The sequence below is a fragment of the Metabacillus endolithicus genome (genome assembly GCF_023078335.1).
Taxonomy (GTDB): Bacteria; Bacillota; Bacilli; order Bacillales; family Bacillaceae; genus Metabacillus; species Metabacillus endolithicus.
The window spans coordinates 3,764,420-3,783,223 of sequence record NZ_CP095550.1 but is presented as its reverse complement, the minus strand read 5'-3'; the positions used below and the strand labels follow the sequence as shown (position 1 = coordinate 3,783,223).

Below are 18,804 nucleotides of genomic sequence, written 5' to 3'. Positions count from 1 at the left end.
TTATTGTGTAGATGCCATTTCTAAAATTTGCTGCTGATTAAAGTCTACCTTATCGATTTCACCAACCAGCTTACCATCTGACATAACGAGAATACGGTCACTCATTCCTAATAATTCTTCCATATCAGATGAAACCATTATCAATGCCTTGCCTTGATTTGATAATTCACGCATTAGATGATAAATTTCTTCTCTAGCACCTACATCAATTCCACGTGTTGGTTCATCAAAGATAAGGATGTCAGTATTTGCTGCTAACACTTTAGCTAGTACGACCTTTTGTTGATTTCCACCACTTAAATTACCCACTTTCTGATGTAAGTCTGGCGCCTTTATTCTCAATTTATTACGGTAGGATTCACCAAGTTCATTTTCTTGTCTTCGTCTAACAACACCGTGTTTACATATTCTTTTTATATTTGAGATACATATATTCCAAGTAATAGAATTACCTAGAAATGCACCATGATGCTTACGGTCTTCAGGAATTAATCCTATTCCAAGTTTTAAAGCATGTGCAGGAGATTTAACCTTTACTTCTTTACCATTTACAATTATCTCGCCGGTTTCAAGTCTATCAGCACCATATATCATTCTCATAAGTTCAGTTCTACCAGCACCAACCAAGCCAGCGAACCCTAAAATCTCACCTTTTTTAACAGAAAAAGATGTATCTTTAATCCCACTTCCTGAAATATTTTTCACTTCTAATGCAATATCAGAAGGGGCTGTACTTGATGGAGGGTATGAGTTTGTTAACTCTCTACCAATCATTAAGCTAATTAATTCGTCTCGATTCGTATCTATAACATTTCTTGTCGTAACATACTTCCCATCACGCATAACAGAAATTCGATCAGCAACCTGGTAGATTTCATCAAGCCTATGTGAAATATAAATAATCGTAATACCGTTCCTTTTTAATTCATCTATAATTGTAAAAAGATTCTCGACTTCAGACATAGTAAGAGGGGCTGTTGGCTCATCCATAATAATGATCTTTGCATTTTTATGAATAGCTTTGGAAATCTCGATTATTTGTTTATAAGCTGGAGAAAGATTTTGCACTTGTACCTTCGGATTTATATCTACATTAAATTTCTTGAAAATTTCTCGAGCTTTTTCATTCATTATCTTAAAATTAACTAGCGCATTATTCGAACTCTTTTCCCCAATGAAAATATTCTCGGCTGCAGTTAATGACTCAAATAAATTGAATTCTTGATAAATAACAGAAATTCCGCTAGCAATTGCTTGTTTAGGAGTTAGCTTGTGATGAACGCTTTGGTCTATGATAATTTCTCCTGAATCAGGTTCTATTGCACCAGCAATGACTTTTATGAGTGTTGATTTACCAGCACCATTTTCTCCCATAACCGCGTGTACCTCACCCTTATGAAAATCAATAGAAACATCATCAAGTGCCTTCACACCCGGGTAAGTCTTTATAATATTGTTTAAAGATAAAACCGAGTTATCCATAATCTGCACTCCTAAATTTTTTAATATTTACGAATAAGAGTAGATATTAAAATATCTACTCTATTCGGAAACTCTCTATTTATCATTTTCAACATCATCATTGAACCTGGTCTAAATTATCTAGGGTTACTTTAGTTAATTCTGCATAGTCATCGACAACTTCTACGTTTCCTTCAAGAACCTCTAGTCCACCATCCACCATAACTTTAACTGTTTCATCTAAAGAGCCACCAAGCACGATTGTTCCACGCATTACACTTTCATTATTTGCAGATTTCGCTATAGCATCTGCTACAGATGGGTTAAAATCTACACCAAATGTAGCAAATTGTGATTTATCTTCCACTCGAGAATTTATGGAACTCACATATGCATTAACACCCATTGCTGTGTCAGAGTTATAGGACAGAATAGCTTTCACATTAGGCTTTGTTAGAAATAAGTTTTCAGCAGCAGCTTGCCCTCCTTCCGTTGTTGAATCCACACCAACTGTTTCCACTACTTTTACTTTGTCACTAAATTCGGTAATCTTTGCTAAGCCATCGCTTCTCTCAGCTGCTATTGGCTTATCTCTATATTCAAAAATAGCTACTTCTACACTTCCAGGTTCAGCATCAGGAAACGTACTTTCCACCCAATCGGCTGCCATCTCAGCTTGCGCCTTACCTGTTTCTATTTCATTTGCACCAAAAAATTTATCATATACTGAAGTCTTTTGAGAAAATGCAACAACTTTAACTCCTTGGTCATGTGCTTTTTGAAGTACATCTGTTAGGCTGGAAGGATCAACAGCCATTACAATAATTTCATCTACACCTAATGAGATAAAATTTTCAATTTGTTCAATTTGCTTGGTTGGATTAAAATCTGCCGAAGCCACATCAAACTTAATCCCTCGTTCTTTAAATGAGTTTTGTAATTTTTCGGTCATCTGTGACAAAAAATCACTTTCTGTACTTAGTACTGACCAACCAATATAGTACTCATTATCTGAGTTAGATTCATTATCTTCCGTTTGAACACTTGTCTGCTCATTACTATTGCCACAAGCTGCCATGAGTAAAACGCTTACAAAAGTAAGAACGAATAGAAAAATATTTTTTCTCATTCTCAGATCCCCCATTTTATCACGATTTTATATCCTTCAAACTGAACAAATTACTTCTTACCGTGCTCTAACCAGATAACCTCTTCTTTTGTTAATTCAATTTCAGAACCGCCAAAACAAGATTCTAACTCCTCTTCATTTCTAGGTCCAATTACAGCACATGTTGGGAATGGTTGATTGAGTACATAAGCAAGTGCGATTTGTATTAGAGAGTATCCTTTTTCTTTGGCTAATTGTTCTGCTCGGTGATATCTTTCCCAGTTTTGATCACTGTAAAAGACACGGACTAAATCTTCATTACTACGATCCTCGGGCGTAAATCTTCCAGTGAAAAATCCCCTCGCCTGTGAAGACCAAGACAGAAGTGGGAGTTGAGTCTTTTCATGCCACTTGCAATAATCTTCATCAGCAGAAATTGAACCTGGAAAGTAAGGCTCGTTTGCTTTTGCTAGACTAAGATTTGGACTATTAAATGTAAAACCAACTTTTCCATTTTTAGCAGCATATTCATTTGCTTCTTCTATTCTTTCTGTCGTCCAATTAGAGACACCAATTGCTTTAATACGCCCGGCATTGATATGTTCATTTAAAACATCAATAATTGTGCCAACAGGGACATTTGGATCATCACGGTGTAAAGCATATAAATCGATATAATCCGTCTTGAGCCTAGATAAGCTTGTCATTAAGTCACTTGTAATACACTCAGGATTTACACGTGGTCCATTCTTCCCGAAAGGATGTGCTCCTTTTGTTAGAATAACCACGCTATCTCGGTTATTCCGTTCTTCTAGCCACATGCCAATTGCAACTTCACTTTCCCCCTCGCATAGCCAAAAGCAGTATCAATCGTGTTTCCACCTTTTGCAACGTAACGATCGAGTACGGTACGTACTTGATCATAAATGTCAGGTTTAAAATAATCAGAACCTTGAACTAGTGTAGTAACTGGCTTATCTACCCCGTTTATTTTTATTGTTTTCATTAGTCATTACTCCCTTCTAATATTTCAATACGACGACGTTCTTTTGCGGACTGCAAACAAGCTTCGACAACTTTCATGTTTAACACCGCGTCCTCTGCTGGGTAAGGAAGTGGTGTGTTATTAAGAATACTTTTGCTTACAACATCTGCTTGTAATGCATATTGATTAACTCGTGGAACTTCTACCTCTTTTCTAATTGCATCTCTGCCTTTCATGGTAATAACAAAAATATTATCAGATTTGTCAATGTTCGTAAGAAATGCTGAAGGTACTTCGATACGTCCCTTAGTGCCAAGTATTTCTAGCGTATTTCTCCCCGCCGCCATCATTCCACAATCAAAACTCAATGCTACACCATTATTAAATTCTAGAAGTCCAGTGTCCATCATATCTACGCCATCATGTTCGTCTGAGAAAAATGAGTGGACAGTAACTGCTTTAGGCTCTTCTCCAAGTATCATTCTAGCAGCATGAATAGGATACACGCCTACGTCATATAGTGATCCACCTGATTCTTTTTTGTATCGGAAATTTGACAAGCTAGCCATTGGGTTAAAAAAAGTAAAAGTACCATGTATACCACGAATCTCTCCTATTTCACCTGAAGAAATGATGTCACGAATCACATCATATCTTGGGTGGTAACGGTACATAACCGCTTCAGCTAGCAGTACACCAGCTTTATTGCATGCATCAACCATTTCCTTAGCATCTTTAGCATTAAGTGCTAAAGGTTTTTCACACAAAATGTGTTTCCCTGCAGCCGCTGCCTTTATTGTCCATTCTTTGTGTAAATGATTTGGTAGTGGAATATATACAACATCAATTGAATCATCTGCAAGCAGCTCTTCATAGCTATCATAAGCTACAGGAATTCCTAACTCATCAGCAGTTTGCCTTGCTCTTATTAGATCACGACTTGCGATTGCCACAACTTCCCCTGATTCCGACTCCTTTATCCCTGGTATTACTGCTCTTTTCGCTATGCTAGCGCTTCCTAAAATACCCCATCGAACTCGCTTCATTCATCCTTTCCCCCTTGTGTATCGAATGTTTAAATCTTTGTCTCATTTACATCGTCATTATAAACCTAGCACTGAAATATAAGTCAATATTTTTTTCGGAATTGTCAAAAAATGATACGGATTATATTAAAAAATAATATTAACCTTACCTAATACTGGATTAATAACTATTATTTTTTTAAAAAAAAGATTCCTAATAAGTAACCTTTTGGAAGCAAAAATTGGTATGAATTATAACAAATAATTGTATGTTTTTTTAAAAGTTTAAATTTAAAATAAAGTTTACACCAAGATAAAAATCTAGATTATTAGCTTATGATTAACCCCTATATTCCTTATAAAGCCCACCTAACTAAGGGAAACAACTGACGCATTTACTCGTTAAACCACAAAAAGAAAGCGCTGTCAGTCAATTGATTAAAGTGAAGCTATCTCTATTGAAGGGAGTGACACATTACGAAGTGAATAACTTGCTTGCTAGTTACATAGTCAAAAGACTTAGTACTAATCTAGCAAAAGCAAGACAAATAAACAGTATGGAAAGGAGTTTCATTGATGAAATTTGGATGTAGTTTAGAAATGGTTAATATGCGAGTTAGTGAGCCTGGTTTCAAACATAAATTGTCAAAATCATATTGGGTTGAACTTCTAAAGTTTATAGCAACGTCAGGGTTTAAAGGAATTGAGCTCCCATACAACACCTATTCTACCGATGGGATCGCTTTTAACATGGCGAGAAGCGGAATGCCGATAAGTAAATATGCCATCAACACAAAATATGGATCTGTCAACGAGTTTAAGAATCTTCTAAACCATGTTGGAATTGAAGAGGTTACTGGAGTTCATTTAAATGCTAGTGATGCCTTAATTGAGCTTTTAACAACTGGCCAGCATCCAGACAAACTATTTGAAAAAGTAGAAGCTGCTGCTGATGAGGCAATCGATTTTCTATTAGAGATTGGCGGTAAAGAGCTTGTCATCTCGCCAACCCCAGAGATTGGATTACTCAATCAGATTATGGGTCATAAAAATGACGATTGGCCTCAAGCATTTCTTTCTCAAACAGCTGATGTTATTAACAGGATTGGGACGAAAGCAGCAGCAAACAGAATCCAAGCATCTATTAGGAATGAATTCTGGAGTCTTATTCGTGGTAACCAGTTAGATTTCTTTATGGATAAGCTTGATCCTCAAAATCTTAAATACAGTCCAGACTTAGCACACCTTCATATTTCAGGTGTAGATCCAAAAGAGGTAGTAGAAAAATACAAGGATAGAATTAGCTCTATTCGTTTTAGTGACACTAAATTTGAAGATTTAGAAAACAATTTCTCAAAGACAAACCCTGAATTTCCTGTTGTCGGGGTACAGCGAGTTTTCTGTGACCTAGGAGATGGCCATATAGATATAAAGGGGATCTATCAGATACTATTGGGTACTGGATATGACGGCTGGATAATCTGTGAATCTAAGAAAACTTTAAATGTCTATAAAGCTCTGTTGAAGTTGGATTGGTACATAAACAATTCACTTAAAATCACGGGAGAGGAGTGTAAATAAATGGACAACTTAAAATATTCATATATGACAAATATGTGGGGAATGATTACTGATTACCCTAAAATTAATAACTTTAACGAATGGTACGAAGAAGATTATGGAAATGCTGCGTACTATTTAGATTGGGATCACATCTTTAAATATCACGTTGCCTCCGGAATTAAAGGAATTGAAGTGATGTTTTACCATATCCCCTATATTAAGCAATTTTTCGGCTCATTAAAAAACTTTGCTGATTTCGCTAAAGAAAGAGGTATTGAACAGATTACGGGAATGTTTTCTGCAGCGATGGGGTCCGAAAATAAGGAAACCTTACAAGGTGCGATTCACTTTAATCAAATGTGGATCGATGCATTGCATGAATTAGGAGGAGAAAATATCGTTATTATGCCTGCTGGTCAATACTATGGAACAGGTCCATTATCTAAGGATCAGCTACGTAATGCAGCTTATTGCATGAATGAAATTGGAAAAAGAGCAGCTGATAAAGGGATCACAGCTTGCATACATAACGAATTCTGGTGTGCAGTCAATCTTTATGATCATGAGGAATACCTAGAAATGACAGATCCAAAGTATGTTTCCTACTGTTTGGATACAGCCCAGCTCTCCATAATGGGTGTAGATCCAGTGAAGTTTTATGATAAGTACCATGATAGGATTAAATATTTTCACTTAAAGGATACCACTCACCCAAATGCTACTGACAGTGAAAGATTCGGACCTGGAGCCGAATTTGCCGATGAAGGTACAAGATGGTTCTGGGAATTAGGAGCAGGTAGTGTTGATTTCAAGGGGCTTTGGCATCTACTAAAGAAGTATAACCATAAGGGTTGGATGACTCTCGAGACAGACGGTACTCCAGATCCACTTGCATCTATGCTTCTATCAAAATGGTATATCGATCAAGAACTTTCACCTATTTATAAATAATTTACAAGACTCGAATATTTAAAGATTTGGTTACATTGACAGGATCATGTTATAGAGGGGGAAGAATCATGGAAAGAGTAAAAGTTGGGATTATCGGGTGCGGTACGATTAGTAATGTATACTTAGATAATTTAACACAGCGTTATAAACTTATTGAGGTCGTTGCATGTGCAGACTTATTTGTTGAAAAAGCAGAAGAGCTGGCAAAGAAATATAATGTACCGAAAGCATGCAGTGTGGAAGACTTGTTGGCCGATCCTGAAGTCGAAATCATTTTAAATTTAACAATTCCAGCTGCTCACTACGAAATAAATGTAGCAGCATTACAGTCTGGAAAACATGTATATTGTGAGAAGCCACTTGCATTAAATTTGGAAGATGCGAAAAAATCCATAGAATTAGCCAATGAGAAAGGATTGATGCTCGGATGCTCCCCAGATTCTTTCTTAGGTGCAGGTATTCAAACCTCTAAAAAAGTCTTTGATGGAGGTTGGATTGGCGAGCCAGTCTCTGTAACAGCTAATTTTATGTGTCATGGACATGAGTTATGGCATCCAGCTCCTGATTTCTACTATAAGGAAGGTGGCGGACCAATCTTAGATATGGGGCCGTATTATATTACTGCTATGGTAGCATTATTGGGGCCAATTAAGAAGATTACTTGTATCGCAAAAAAGACATATGAAGAAAGAACAGTACTAAATTCAAAAATTAGATCAAAAAAATCAATCGATGTAGAAGTACCCACCCATTATTCCGGGTTGGTTGAGTTTGAAAATGGAGTAACAGCAACTGTCAATATGAGCTTTGATATATGGTTTTCTAATTTACCGAAGCTTGAGATATATGGAACAGAAGGAACATTAATGGTTCCCGACCCTAATATGTTTGGCGGACCAGTTAAGCTAATCAGAGGCGATAATATGGTTGACAGCATTGAGGGCTTGATTGGATAGAATCTATACAAATCATCAATTCAAAATCAAAAATGGAAGAGTTCGTGAGAGAAATTCCAATAGCCTACCATAATATTGGCTATAACTCAAGAGGATTAGGTGTGTTAGATATGGCTAGTGCTTTACGTGGAGAAAGAAAACATCGAACAAATACCGATTTAACATACCATGTGTTAGAAGCCTTACTTGCCTTTGACATATCTGCAAAAGAAGAAACTACCTACATTATGACTAGTACCTGTGAGAAACCTGCTGGCGTTCCAACCGGTTTAAGATTTGGAGAACTTGACTAATTGTTATATATAATTGTGTCTGTTTATGTATTATAAAAATTACTAGCGGAGGGGAATTCTTTGAAACTAGGTGTATTTGCCGTACTATTATCAGAAAAAACTCTTGCGGAAGCACTGGATTACATTAAGTCTAAAGGACTTGATACAGTAGAAATTGGTACTGGTGGTTTTGTGGGGGATGCTCATTGTAAGCCATCTGAACTTTTATCCGACGAAAAAAAATTATCTAAATTTAAAGAGGCTTTCTTTTCCCGTGGCATCCAAATTAGTGCATTAAGTTGCCATGGAAATCCATTACATCCAAATAAAAACATTGCTGAACGAGATCATCAAGTGTTTGTGGACACTGTACGTCTAGCAGAAAAGCTTAATGTTAATACGGTTATCACTTTTTCTGGGTGCCCAGGAGAATCTGAACATTCTGTTCACCCTGTCTGGGCAACCTGTACATGGCCTAATGACTTTGCAGAGGTAGTAAATTGGCAATGGAATGAAAAGGTTATCCCCTATTGGAAAGCACAAAATGAATTTTTGAAACAGCATGGAGTCCGAGTTGCGATTGAACCACACCCGGGATTTGTCGTCTATAATACGGAAACGATGTTGCAATTAAGATCAGCGTGTGGAGAGCAAATTGGTGCAAATTTTGATCCAAGTCATTACTTCTGGCAAGGAATGGACCCCGTAGCTTGTATAGATGCATTAGGTAAAGCAAATGCACTCTATCATTTTCATGCCAAAGACACCAAACTTGCTACGAAAAATAGCCAATTAAACGGCGTGCTCGATACTAAGAGTTATACCGACATAAACAATCGTTCTTGGATATTCAGAACGGTTGGTTATGGTCATGGAGAAGATACATGGAAAGCTATTATTAGTGCACTTCAAGAAAATGGCTATGATGGCGCAATTAGTATCGAACACGAAGACGCATTAATGAGCGTGGAAGAAGGATTCACAAAAGCTGTCTCCTTTTTAAAAGATAAAATTATCAAAGAAGGAGCTAAAGAACTATGGTGGGCGTAAACAAGAAGAAGCTACGTATTGGCATGGTTGGTTACAAGTTTATGGGCAAAGCACATTCCCACGCTTATCGTGACGTATCCTTTTATTTTGATAACAACATAGAGCCTGTACTACAAGCTATATGTGGACGTAATGAAGAAGCTGTAAAAGAAGCTGCTAATAAGATGGGTTGGTTAAGCTATGAAACCGATTGGAAGAAATTAATAGCACGTGATGATATCGATTTAATTGATATCGTTACTCCTAATAATGCCCACACCGAAATTGCTATTGCTGCTGCTGAAGCAGGAAAACATGTATTTTGTGAGAAACCATTAGCCATGACGTTAGAACAATCCATTCGTATGTTAAAAGCTGTTGAAGAAAATGGTGTCATTCATATGGTTAATTACAACTATCGTTTTGCTCCAGCTACTCAATTTGCTAAAAAAATAATTGAAGACGGTAGATTAGGAAAAATCTATCATATTCGAGCAACTTATTTACAAGATTGGATTATGGATCCTAATTTCCCACTTGTTTGGCGACTAGATAAGGATGTATGTGGTTCAGGATCACATGGAGATCTGGCAGCCCATATTATAGATATGGCCAGATTCTTAGTCGGCGAATTCAAAGAAGTTAGTGGCTTAATGGAAACATTTATAAAAGAACGACCAGTAGTAGAAAGCAGCTCTGGTTTGAGTGGAAAAGCCTCAAGTAACAAGCTAGAAGAAGTTAAAGTTGATGATGCTAGTGTATTTATTGCCAAATTCGAAAACGGTGCCATTGGTACGTTTGAGGCTACCCGTTTTGCTGGTGGAAACAAAAATGGAAATCGCTTTGAAATTAATGGTGAAAAAGGGTCTATTCGTTGGGACGGCGAAAACATGAATAACCTGCAAGTGTATTTTCATGATGATGAACCCGGAATTCAAGGATTTAGAACGATTAACTGTACAGAGGAAACCCATCCATTTGCAGGAGCTTATTGGCCTGTTGCACATATAATAGGATATGAGCACACATTTATTAATTTATTGGTTGAATTATTAAATGGTATTGATAAAGGCTATAATCCATCTCCAAACTTTATTGATGGTGTGAAAAATCAGGCAATCCTAGAAGCCGTTGAGCAATCGGCACGTACAAAACAGTGGGTATCTCTGAATGAAATGAGCGTAGGAGTTTAAACTGACTTCTTGATTTATCCTTTCTTGATACTCCTTTCCCAAAATTCAAAAGTATATATCTTCTAAAACCTCAAACGTCTCACATCTATTAATTGGTGGGACGTTTTCTATTACTTAAATAAAATAGAACAGAATAGATTCAAGGTTATAATAACGACGTATTTTAAAAAATAATAGCAGGCTATTTAGAGCCTGCGAAATAAAATGAATATAAACTACTATAATTTAAACTTTATAATTGTTTGATTTAAATCATCGGCTAACTTCGATAGGCACTTCACAACTATTAGCCACTTCTTCCATAGAACTACTTGTTTGTTGTGCATTTGCCGATGTTTCTTCTATTCCTGCAGCAAACCCCTCCGAAATAGATGCTATTACTTCCACTGTATCACTCATTTGTTGACTTTTTTCTGTGATATTCATGAAAGTTGATGTTACACCCTTAATCGTATCAACCATATGCATTATAGATTTATTAATATCTTCAAACGTTTCACCTGTTGTTCTAATTTGCACGCTTCCCTCTTCAACCTCGCTATATCCACTTTCAAGCGATTTAGCAACTTCTTTTGTTTCATTCTGAATATAATCAACTATATTCGTAATATCAGATACTGATGTCGAAACCTGTTCTGCCAGTTTTCTTACTTCATCTGCTACTACGGCAAACCCTTTTCCTTGATCTCCTGCACGAGCTGCTTCAATAGCAGCATTTAACGCTAATAGATTTGTTTGTTCTGCTATATCTTTAATAACCGACACTAGATTAGATATTTCCTGTGATTGTTTATCTAAGCCTCTTACTTTATCAACGGCTATTTTTACAATTTTTTCGATATTATCCATTTGGCTTACTGAGTAATGCATTAATTTTTGCCCTTGATCTGATAATGAAAGCACATTTATTGAGGACTCTTGGATAGACTCCCCCTTAGAATTCGCTTCTATAATTTCGTTTAAAAAGCTTTGCATCATATCAGATAGATCACTTGTATACTGAACTTGTGTTTCAGCACCTGTTGCTAATTCTTGCATGGTTGTAGCCGTTTGTTCAGAACCAATCTTTACTTCCCTTGTGGACTGTGTTAAATCTTCACTTTTATTAGCAACTGTCAAAGAAACACTCGCAACTTGCTCTATGATAATTCTAATACTATTTTTCATGCTATTGGCCGAAATAGCCAGTTGACCAATTTCATCTTGCTTTTTATTTTCTAATTCAACAGTTAAGTCTCCTTCTTCAACTAATTTCATTTTAGACTGCAATTCCTTTATAGGAATAGTAATTCTACCGGCAATGAATAGACTAATAAATATAGATAAAACAACCAGTATCACGAGGCTGGTTAGTATTGGCTTTAATACCACTTGAGCTTCTTTTTGAATTTCTGATATATCCACTGTTCCAATTAAAATCAATTTGGCTCCTTCATTTGATTTATAATAACCTGTTAATTTTTTTATACCGTCCTCAGTGTACTCAAAATAACCTTTCTCAGCATGAATTTTTTAATATATTCCGTCATATTCTAATCGTTTTATAAATTCTTCACTATAAGAAAATTAATCAAAACAAATGAATAATTTCTCCACTTTGTATTTTAAGTTAAGTAATGTTTTCGTTTTAATTAATTTTAAGTTTTTTTGATTAAACTAAGCTGATTTACTTAATCTACTTAGTCTAATTTCAATAAATTTTCACTGCCCTTGGGAGACAGTTTTCTAGATGTAAGTTCGAATATTTTCCACTTCCAATTTTCTATTAAACACACTTACTTCACAAAGAGTTAAAAACACAAAAAAAGCTCCTATCCCTTTTTGATCAGAATCGAAGCTTCTCATTCAGTATGAAGAACTTATAAAAAATTTAGTATCTGTATATTAGTAAGAGTTTTGATTAATCTTCACCTGCTTTTGCACACGTTTCCTTACAAATAGAACAATTAGGACCGCCATTGTTAGCTCAGCAATCGGCATCGAAAGCCAGATACCCTTGACACCTATTATTTTTGGTAATACAAATAAGTACACTAAAAAAAATCCGTAACTTCGGCAAAGAATAATTACTGTGGCGGACCACACTTTCCCCACCGATTGGAAATACGTCATATAGACAAAACTAATCCCGATAAATAAATAGCTAATGAAAAACAACCGAATGCCTTCTACTGCTAGCTCAATAATGGCTGAATCAGTAACCCCAAATAAACGTACTAACGACGGAGCAAAAACGTAGCCAATTACAAATAAAATCAGCCCAAGTCCGATAGCCGTCTTTTCAGCCAATCTAATTGTTTCCTGCATTTGCAGCTTCTTTTTGGCACCGTGATAATAGCTAATCATTGGTTGCATCGCTGTTTCTATACCAAAGAATGCTAAGAACATAAAACCATGTAAATAGTTTATAACAGAAAATGCTGTAACGCCATCCGTTCCTAAAGTTGCTACAATGGTTAAGTTATAGCCAACAATAAAAATAACAGTACCTGTTTCTGCAAGCAAGCTTGGAAAACCAATCGCTAATATTCTTGTAGCTAGCTGTTTTGTCCAAGCCCATGCCATCCTATTTAAAACAACTTGTTTTTTAAAGAAATGGGGGATGAAAATAGCTACCCCAACTACCCCTGCAAGAACTGTCGTAAACCAGCTCCGTATACCCCTAACCCCAATTCGAAAATGAAAATGTAATTCAGAATAATATTTACGAGTGAGGTAACACCTAGCGACACCATTCCTAGCATCGGTCGTCCATCATTTCGGATAAAAATGCTCAGTAGCTGCTGTAAACCCAATATCCAGCCAAGTGAAAATAAAATAGTTAAATATTCAGTTGTTGGTGCTAATGTTTCTTCATTAGCGCCAAGCCAAGTTGCAACTGTTTGTATATTAATATAGCCAGCAACACAAATAGCACCAAGTAAGCCTGTAAAAATAGCTAAGGCTAACGTAAAGCTACTTCGTGCCTTTTCAATAGATTCTTCGCCAATAGCTATTGAAAAGTTTGTAGCTCCACCAATACCTATCCATAAACTTATTGCCAAAATAACTGTAAAAATGGGCGCTGCTAGATTCACACCTGCTAAACCAATCTCCCCAACGCCATGTCCGACAAAAATACCATCGAGAAGCATGTTAACAGACATGAGTAACATGCCAAAAACGGCGGGAAAAAAGAAATGAAAGAACACATTCTTTACCGGTTTATTCATAAGGTCTTGTTGCAAAGTTTCCATCTTTTATCCTCCTAAAACAGGAGCCTTTAAGCTAACGTCTCGCTTAAAGGCTATACACTTTAATTATTGTTATATTATTACTGTTCTACTTTCATGAACACAAATAGGCCAACATGAGCATCCGTTTGTTTCATTTTATTTTATTTATCCCAGTTAGCTTCTACCCCATCATTAAAGAATGCATAATCCTCTACATTATCAAACTCTAAATTATCTAACAAATTTGCACTGTGAAACACTTTTTCTGCACGTGACTTGCGGTCATGCTCAAAATAATAAAAGGCATCCTCATAGTCGTGATCACGTAGCATTTTTGCTAAATACATCGCATCCTCAAACGCTAAAGTTGTCCCCATACCTGCGTTCGGATCCGCTGTATGCAAGGCGTCACCTATTAATACAACACGACCGTGAGAGTAATGTTCCATTAAGTCGATGCGATAAAGCTGCTTTGCAATAATATTGTCAGTTGCTTCTATTAATTGCTGAATTGGCATTTCCCATCCTTCAAACCGTGCAGCCAAATCAACCTTTAATTCTTCTATCGGTTTTCCTTCGAAGTCTTTTTTCGCTATTTTCCGTGGCTCCGTTGAAATAAGCGACCAGGATATTTCTTCATCTGTTGGGTGATGCTTCGATACAAAGAAATTAAAGTTATCATGGAAATATATAAGGGACGTATCCGTTGTGAAGTATTCCTTAAACTCACCTAATTTTTCTGTTTCAATCATACCGTACACACCTGTTTTCCCTAAATATTTTAACGGATTTGCTGGGAACGGGAATAAAAGCTCACGCGTTTTCGAACGAACACCATCTGCTCCAATTAGTATGGAACCAAAATCATCAGTTCCATCTTCAAAAGTTACGTTTACACCTTCTTCATCCTGAGTAAATCCTCTTAAACGTTTACCGAACTGAATGTTAATTCCTTGTTTTATCGCTTCTTTATATAACACATTGATTAGATGAAAACGGGCAATATTAATTAAATACGGCATATCCTCTAATTCTAGTTCAGCTTCTACTTCTTCTTCAAATAATGGATTGTTTTCCTTATCAAGGACTGCAAAATCGATTAAATGATGGCTATTCTTTTTAAGTTCTTCACCTAATCCTAACATTTCAATCATTTGTACCCCACTTGGATGGATGACAAAATGCCCACCGACTTTACCATACACTTGTGCCTGTTCGTAAACGACACTTTCAATATCTGCCTTTTTCAAAAACAATGCCATTGCTAAACCTGCAATACCTCCACCAATAATGATTGCTTTATGTTCCATAATTAACACTCCTTCCAAAGAATAAGATAACACTAATCGGACGAACGGTCAATTAATTGTTTTCGATGTATATATATGAATGTTATAACAAAAATATAACCGGATAATCATTCGATTAACTCGACTCTTTTCTAAATCTGGTTAAAGTTAATAAAATGCTCGGAGCCAATATGAGTAGATCAGTAGGTATAAATAGTGAAGGTCATTGAGGTATCGACTAAAATTTTCGAACAAAAGGGATATAGTGCAGAGAGTAAGTTTATCTATGGGCAAGATTAAATGGTATGATGAGCCAAGCCAATCATCAACACTAACCCAGAATATATAGTATCAATGAATAATGAAGACTACGATGTTGTGCTCAATTTATATGATCCTGAATTTGACACGTCAAAGTGATCGCTGAAGAAGAAAAGCAAACTGGTGAATTTATGGTAGAGGTAGATTTAGACGTAGATGGTACAGCAGTTATTCTTTTTAACTTAATTTCCTTTATTGGAAATGCCGATCTTTTTGGTTATAGCAAAAATTAGGAAATGAGAGGACAGTCACTAAAGAGCATTTTAATATACGAAAACATTTGATTCAGGAAATGTTACGAAAAGAGAATTAGAAAAACAAGGTCCCTCTAGTGCCTGCGGAGGAAGCCGAAATTCTAATAACTCTCAATAAATTAGCTAATTAAAAAATTTCCTAATCGAGAAACCACAAAACAGATGAATTCGGTTTGGTAAACTTATTATCCCTAGGACAGGTATCAGTAAAATGGCAATATTGCCATAATGCATAATTGGATCATTGGCTCATTCTATTTCTATTCTTTGTCTCAATTTTTACTTTTAAGGTAAGGGTTAGAGGTTTTCCCACCTCACCTTATAGAAAAGTCTATATATGCGTCTTACAATAATTTTTAATATTAAGTAAGCTGGGATACTAATCAAAATAGTAATGATTCCACCGAGTTTGGCCGCCACCATAACTAGAATTATAGTAGTAACCGGATGAATATCCAATTGCTTTCCAAAGATATAAGGCCCAACCAGGTTATCTTGAATTTGTTGTGCAATGAAAATCACTAGAACTGCCCAGAGAGCCATACTCAGAGATTGAGATAATGCTACAATAACAATTGGAACCGTAGAAACAAGGGCACCGATAATAGGGATGAAGTTAAGAATCACAGCAAAGACAGTAAGAAGAAGGCCATATGGCAATCCAATGATAAGGAAACCGATATACATCAGAATGCCTAAGATTAGATTGACTACTACTCTCCCAATAATAAATCCACCTAACATATTCCCGATCTCAGTTAAAACTTCCCTCATGTCCGTACGAAATCTTATCGGCACAATATTTGTCAAAGATGTGCTTATTTTATCCCCTTCTTTTAACATAAAAAATAATATAATTGGAAAGATAATCAGAACCATAGCGAAATTTGATACAAATTCGAATAATTCCCTCGCATAATTTTCCAACAAAACAAAGCCTGAGTTCAAACTTTCGGTTAACTGTGGAAATGTATCTGTGGTTTCAGGAAAAATATATGCGAAAAGTCCACTTTTCTCCCATCCTTCTAAAACAGCCTGAAGTGAAGCAAACATGGATGGGACATTAGTAATAAAATTCATTATCTGCATGCGCAATGAGGGCCAAATTCCAGCACCGAAGGCAAAACATACCACAAGACAAACTCCATAAATGAGCAATATGGCCATAGTTCTATTCAGTCTATACCTTACCAAATATCCAACCACAGGATTAATTAAATAATAGAAAAAAACCGATAACAATAGAGGTACAGTAATGACTTGAATTAATAAAACAAATGGCTGGAAAATAAAGCTAACTTTAGTTCCTAAATAAATAACAACAAAAAATAAAGTAACAATTTGACATACTCGAATTAAATTGTCTTTTTTGTTCATCCTAATAACTCCTTTTAAATCCTCTAATTTATTGCCGAATACATTTCCTATGGATATAAACACAGTACATACCATATCAAAGCACCGACACAACTTAACACATGATATTTCTTAAAAGGCATATTTGTTGTAGTAACTGGTCACAAAATTCTTAAGCAAATATTATATTTCATCTTCTGAGTTTGGTAAACCAACGCTAAACCTTTTCATACTTTTGGGGAGCCAATACCACATTTACCAAACTTGATGCTATCCAAAATAATAGTGACTCCAGAAACACAGAAATTCCCATTTCATCGTTTACGATCCCTTTCTGATATAAATTTAACTAGGCAGCTAATACCACACTATTTATAACCTTTTTACCCTATTGAACTCAATCTCTTTTTCAATTAAATTATTATTTCTCTAAACTTTCTCTGATCTTCCCTTTAAATGATTTGGATGAACTATAGCCATCCTGCCAGGTAATTTAATCAATTACATTTAATTCTAATATGCCAACCATTTATATTTTAAATTTACAAATATCATCGATTAAATTATTGGACATGCCATCTAATTTTACAGCTGATACTGATATTTCTTCATTTGATAAAGCCTGTTCGGCAACAGACTCTGCTATGTTTTGTGAATTTTGTAATGTTTGTTCTGCTATATTTGTATTTTCGGTGATAATTCTAAAGGAATTTCCCCAATTATTTTCCAATCTTTTTATGGTGTCGATAACTTCATCAGTTCGACTATTAATTTCTTGTACAAATCCTACTATATCCTCAAAAGCATTCCCTGTTTTACTAATCAAACTTCTACCTTCATTAACAATCTGAGTTCCGTTATTTATAGAGTTTACTGCATCACGAGTTTGACGTAAGATATCATTTACTAAGTTTTCAATATCATGAGCTGCTTTTCCTGATTCCTCTGAGAGTAATCTAACTTCTTTAGCTACTACAGCAAAACCTTTCCCTGTATCTCCAGCTCTAGCAGCTTCAATGGAAGCATTTAGAGCAAGTAAATTAGTTTGATTAGTAATGTTTGAAATAAGACTTACTATTTTGCTAATCTCTTGTGAATTTCTACCTAACTTGTTTATTAGACTAGCGGATTCAATTACTGAGTTATTGATTTCATCCATCTTTAAAATAACCCGCTGAATGAGATCTAGTCCTATATCAGCCTTACTATTTGTTTCATTAGATACATTTGATACAGATTGAATGGAAGAAGTTAAACGATTCATATTTTCACCAATTATTTTTGATGAACTCGTTAATTCTTGGGCGTTTGCTACTTGTAATTCTGAGCCGGATACGCTCTCTTGAATTGATCTCGAAATATTCTCTATTGAATAACTATTTTCTGCGGTACTAATTTTAAACTCTTTAGATTTACTAGAAACCTTAGATGCAGCATCATTGGTTTTTTTTATAATATCATTTATATTCTCCACCATTTTATTAAAGGAGGAAGACAACTTTCCAATTTCATCCTTTGAATTATCTACGATATATACTGTCATATCGCCATTTGCTGCCAATGATATTTCCTTCATAACTTTTTCAAGCCTTCTGATTATTAAAAATTTCGTACATACAGATATAATTAAAGTTCCTACAAACAAAGAAACAAATGTATTTATTAAAACTCCAATATTACCATCAACTACTTTATCAATTTGCTCATTAATTAGCGTAGAAATATGAGAACTAATAAATAAACTTATTACTACAGCTAGTACCATTTTTTTGATAAGGCTACCTTTAACTATGTTGAATCTCAAAAAAATTACCCCATTCCTATTT

Annotated in this window: 16 protein-coding genes and 1 pseudogene; 7 read left to right on the top strand and 10 right to left on the bottom strand. The window is 35.5% G+C overall.

The genetic code is table 11. The features are described 5' to 3' along the window. The 4 genes and pseudogenes from MVE64_RS19340 to MVE64_RS19325 form a co-directional block, all read right to left on the bottom strand. Nucleotides 1-1,482, bottom strand: a complete 1,482-nt coding sequence (locus MVE64_RS19340; protein ID WP_247340386.1) for a sugar ABC transporter ATP-binding protein — start codon at nucleotides 1,480-1,482, stop codon at nucleotides 1-3. A 97-nt stretch (nucleotides 1,483-1,579) separates the two neighbouring features. Further along, nucleotides 1,580-2,590: a sugar ABC transporter substrate-binding protein gene (locus MVE64_RS19335; protein ID WP_247340385.1), complete on the bottom strand. Its 1,011-nt coding sequence runs from the start codon at nucleotides 2,588-2,590 to the stop codon at nucleotides 1,580-1,582. A 50-nt stretch (nucleotides 2,591-2,640) separates the two neighbouring features. After that, nucleotides 2,641-3,575 (bottom strand): annotated as a pseudogene (locus tag MVE64_RS19330) (aldo/keto reductase). Further along, the gene (locus MVE64_RS19325) at nucleotides 3,575-4,600 is read right to left on the bottom strand and encodes a Gfo/Idh/MocA family protein (RefSeq protein ID WP_247340384.1); all 1,026 of its coding nucleotides are present in this window, start codon (nucleotides 4,598-4,600) and stop codon (nucleotides 3,575-3,577) included. Before MVE64_RS19325 ends, MVE64_RS19330 begins: the two are co-directional and overlap by 1 nt. Nucleotides 4,601-5,155: 555 nt before the next feature. Here MVE64_RS19325 and MVE64_RS19320 point away from each other — a divergent pair. The 6 genes from MVE64_RS19320 (at nucleotide 5,156) to MVE64_RS19295 (ending at nucleotide 10,543) form a co-directional block, all read left to right on the top strand. After that, complete coding sequence (locus MVE64_RS19320; RefSeq protein ID WP_247340383.1) at nucleotides 5,156-6,160, top strand: sugar phosphate isomerase/epimerase family protein; 1,005 nt, start codon at nucleotides 5,156-5,158, stop codon at nucleotides 6,158-6,160. Next, nucleotides 6,161-7,093: a sugar phosphate isomerase/epimerase family protein gene (locus tag MVE64_RS19315; RefSeq protein WP_247340382.1), complete on the top strand. Its 933-nt coding sequence runs from the start codon at nucleotides 6,161-6,163 to the stop codon at nucleotides 7,091-7,093. It begins immediately after the preceding gene. Nucleotides 7,094-7,161: 68 nt separating this feature from the next. After that, nucleotides 7,162-8,049, top strand: coding sequence for a Gfo/Idh/MocA family protein (locus MVE64_RS19310; RefSeq protein ID WP_247340380.1), 888 nt, complete (start codon nucleotides 7,162-7,164; stop codon nucleotides 8,047-8,049). Nucleotides 8,050-8,093: 44 nt separating this feature from the next. After that, nucleotides 8,094-8,342: a hypothetical protein gene (locus tag MVE64_RS19305; RefSeq protein WP_247340378.1), complete on the top strand. Its 249-nt coding sequence runs from the start codon at nucleotides 8,094-8,096 to the stop codon at nucleotides 8,340-8,342. A gap of 60 nt (nucleotides 8,343-8,402) precedes the next feature. Beyond that, nucleotides 8,403-9,371, top strand: a complete 969-nt coding sequence (locus MVE64_RS19300; RefSeq protein WP_247340377.1) for a sugar phosphate isomerase/epimerase family protein — start codon at nucleotides 8,403-8,405, stop codon at nucleotides 9,369-9,371. After that, nucleotides 9,359-10,543, top strand: a complete 1,185-nt coding sequence (locus MVE64_RS19295) for a Gfo/Idh/MocA family protein (RefSeq protein ID WP_247340375.1) — start codon at nucleotides 9,359-9,361, stop codon at nucleotides 10,541-10,543. The genes MVE64_RS19300 and MVE64_RS19295 overlap by 13 nt, the downstream gene beginning before the upstream one ends. Nucleotides 10,544-10,795: 252 nt before the next feature. Here the strand turns inward: MVE64_RS19295 and MVE64_RS19290 are convergent, their stop codons facing one another. The 4 genes from MVE64_RS19290 to MVE64_RS19280 all read right to left on the bottom strand — a co-directional run bounded on the left by MVE64_RS19290 (nucleotide 10,796) and on the right by MVE64_RS19280 (nucleotide 15,068). Next, nucleotides 10,796-11,965, bottom strand: a complete 1,170-nt coding sequence (locus MVE64_RS19290; RefSeq protein ID WP_247340373.1) for a methyl-accepting chemotaxis protein — start codon at nucleotides 11,963-11,965, stop codon at nucleotides 10,796-10,798. Between the two features lie 462 nt (nucleotides 11,966-12,427). Beyond that, entirely contained in the window at nucleotides 12,428-13,108 is a 681-nt protein-coding gene (locus MVE64_RS27855) for an MATE family efflux transporter (RefSeq protein ID WP_345740657.1), read from the bottom strand. 56 nt (nucleotides 13,109-13,164) lie between these two features. Then, a complete protein-coding gene (locus MVE64_RS27850) occupies nucleotides 13,165-13,779 on the bottom strand; it encodes an MATE family efflux transporter (protein ID WP_345740656.1) in 615 nt (204 codons plus the stop codon). 140 nt (nucleotides 13,780-13,919) lie between these two features. Further along, entirely contained in the window at nucleotides 13,920-15,068 is a 1,149-nt protein-coding gene (locus MVE64_RS19280) for an FAD-dependent oxidoreductase (protein WP_247340372.1), read from the bottom strand. 395 nt (nucleotides 15,069-15,463) lie between these two features. On the opposite strand from MVE64_RS19280, the gene MVE64_RS19275 reads away from it, so the two are divergent. Beyond that, nucleotides 15,464-15,601, top strand: coding sequence for a hypothetical protein (locus tag MVE64_RS19275; protein ID WP_247340370.1), 138 nt, complete (start codon nucleotides 15,464-15,466; stop codon nucleotides 15,599-15,601). Nucleotides 15,602-15,919: 318 nt separating this feature from the next. On the opposite strand, the gene MVE64_RS19270 is transcribed toward MVE64_RS19275, so the two are convergent. After that, complete coding sequence (locus MVE64_RS19270) at nucleotides 15,920-16,999, bottom strand: AI-2E family transporter (protein WP_247340368.1); 1,080 nt, start codon at nucleotides 16,997-16,999, stop codon at nucleotides 15,920-15,922. 508 nt (nucleotides 17,000-17,507) lie between these two features. Beyond that, nucleotides 17,508-18,782, bottom strand: a complete 1,275-nt coding sequence (locus tag MVE64_RS19265) for a methyl-accepting chemotaxis protein (RefSeq protein WP_247340367.1) — start codon at nucleotides 18,780-18,782, stop codon at nucleotides 17,508-17,510. Nucleotides 18,783-18,804: the final 22 nt, after the last annotated feature.

Bases quoted from the DNA above. Each gene is read 5' to 3' on its own strand.
- MVE64_RS19340 (WP_247340386.1), bottom strand. From the start codon at position 1,482: ATGGATAACTCGGTTTTATCTTTAAACAATATTATAAAGACTTACCCG.
- MVE64_RS19335 (WP_247340385.1), bottom strand. From the start codon at position 2,590: ATGAGAAAAAATATTTTTCTATTCGTTCTTACTTTTGTAAGCGTTTTA.
- MVE64_RS19325 (WP_247340384.1), bottom strand. From the start codon at position 4,600: ATGAAGCGAGTTCGATGGGGTATTTTAGGAAGCGCTAGCATAGCGAAA.
- MVE64_RS19320 (WP_247340383.1), top strand. From the start codon at position 5,156: ATGAAATTTGGATGTAGTTTAGAAATGGTTAATATGCGAGTTAGTGAG.
- MVE64_RS19315 (WP_247340382.1), top strand. From the start codon at position 6,161: ATGGACAACTTAAAATATTCATATATGACAAATATGTGGGGAATGATT.
- MVE64_RS19310 (WP_247340380.1), top strand. From the start codon at position 7,162: ATGGAAAGAGTAAAAGTTGGGATTATCGGGTGCGGTACGATTAGTAAT.
- MVE64_RS19295 (WP_247340375.1), top strand. From the start codon at position 9,359: ATGGTGGGCGTAAACAAGAAGAAGCTACGTATTGGCATGGTTGGTTAC.
- MVE64_RS27855 (WP_345740657.1), bottom strand. From the start codon at position 13,108: ATGGCATGGGCTTGGACAAAACAGCTAGCTACAAGAATATTAGCGATT.
- MVE64_RS27850 (WP_345740656.1), bottom strand. From the start codon at position 13,779: ATGGAAACTTTGCAACAAGACCTTATGAATAAACCGGTAAAGAATGTG.
- MVE64_RS19280 (WP_247340372.1), bottom strand. From the start codon at position 15,068: ATGGAACATAAAGCAATCATTATTGGTGGAGGTATTGCAGGTTTAGCA.
- MVE64_RS19270 (WP_247340368.1), bottom strand. From the start codon at position 16,999: ATGAACAAAAAAGACAATTTAATTCGAGTATGTCAAATTGTTACTTTA.